Consider the following 1,758-nt stretch of genomic DNA (forward strand, 5'->3'; position numbering starts at 1 on the left):
TGCCCGAACGCCACGTGCGGCGCCTGACCCTGGCGCGGCCGGCCGCGGCCTGACAATCCGCCGGGCCGCGCCGGCCCGGATTTACAAATTGTTGCTCCGCTGCGCGCCCGGCAGATGCCGGCCAGATGCAGGCGCGATTTCCACAACACGCCTGCTATTTCCTGCAAATTTCGGCATTTCTACGCCAATTTGACCCAATCTGGCGGGATTGCAAACGCTTTCGCGCCTTCCTACTATCCGCCGCTCCACTGCCTGGCCGGCTTCCTGACCGCGGCGCGCCCACTGCCCGCAGGCCGCCGGCCCTTACCGGGAACGGCCGATGCGCGATCCAACCCACCTTACCCAGGCCGCCGACTGGCGGGCCCGCAGCCTGCGCCACGTATGGCACCCCTGCACACAGATGAAGCGCCAGGCCACGCTGCCGCTGCTGGCGCTGTCCCACGGCACGGGGCCCTGGCTGGTGGACATGGACGGGCGGCGCTACCTGGACGCCATCAGTTCGTGGTGGGTGAATCTGTTCGGCCATGCCGATGCGCGCATCAACGCCGCCGTGGCCGACCAGTTGACCCGGCTGCCCCACGCCATGCTGGCGGGCTGCACCCATGCCCCGGCCGTGCAACTGGCCGAGCGCCTGTCGGCGCTGACCGGCGCGGCCCTGGGCCACTGCTTCTACGCCTCGGACGGCGCCTCGGCCGTGGAAATCGCCTTGAAAATGAGCTTCCACGCCTGGCGCAACCTGGGCCACAAACACAAGCGCGAGTTCGTCAGCGTGCGCCACGGCTATCACGGCGAAACCCTGGGCGCGCTGGGTGTCACGGACGTTGCGCTGTTCCGTGATGCCTACGGGCCGCTGCTGCGCCATGCCCACGTGGTGGATTCGCCCGACGCGCGCAACGCGCAGGCGGGCGAAGACGCCGAAGCCGTGGCGCGGCGCGCGGCCGCCGGGTTGCAGGCGCTGCTGGAAGACCGCCACGCGCACATTGCCGCCGTCATCGTCGAACCCCTGGTGCAATGCGCCGCCGGCATGGCCATGCACCACCCCGCCTACCTGCGACAGGTGCGCGAGCTGTGCGACCAATACCAGGTGCACTTGATCGCCGATGAAATCGCCGTGGGCTGCGGGCGCACGGGATCGTTCTTTGCCTGCGAGCAGGCCGGCATCTGGCCCGACCTGATGACGCTGTCCAAAGGTATTTCGGGCGGCACGCTGCCGCTGTCTCTGGTGCTGAGCAGCGACGCCATCCACGACGCCTTCTACGACGACAGCGTGGCGCGCGGCTTCCTGCATTCGCATTCGTACACCGGCAACCCTCTGGCCTGCCGCGCCGCGCTGGCCACCCTGGACATCTTCGACGCCGACGACGTGCTGGCGCGCAATGCCGGGCGCGCGGCCGTGCTGGATGCCGCCCTGGCCCCCTTGCACAGCCACCGCGCCGTGCGCCACATGCGGCGCGCCGGCATGATCTGGGCCTTCGACGTGCAGGCCGACGCCGGCTTCGGCCAACGCTACGCCAGCGCCGCGCTAACGCGCGGCCTGCTGCTGCGCCCCATCGGCAATACGGTGTACCTGATGCCGCCTTACATCCTGGATGACGGCACGGCCGCCTGGCTGGCGCACGAAACCCTGGCCACGCTGGACGATGCCCTGGAGGCCCCCTGACATGCAGTTGCTGGATACCCTGCAGCCACACCTGCGCCCGCGAACAGATCTCGCGATCGTAAAAGGTGTACGGCGTTTCGCCAGGCCCGGCCATGGCG

At 69.3% G+C, this 1,758-nt stretch carries 1 protein-coding gene; it reads left to right on the forward strand.

Annotated features, from left to right (window positions below):
- Window positions 1-319 precede the first annotated feature (319 nt).
- Window positions 320-1,660 (forward strand): adenosylmethionine--8-amino-7-oxononanoate transaminase, encoded by a 1,341-nt coding sequence (gene bioA / locus LPZ50_RS24640; protein ID WP_230665461.1) that lies wholly within the window; start codon window positions 320-322, stop codon window positions 1,658-1,660.
- Window positions 1,661-1,758 lie beyond the last annotated feature (98 nt).

This window comes from Bordetella petrii (genome assembly GCF_020991325.1).
Lineage (GTDB): Bacteria > Pseudomonadota > Gammaproteobacteria > Burkholderiales > Burkholderiaceae_B > Bordetella_A > Bordetella_A petrii_E.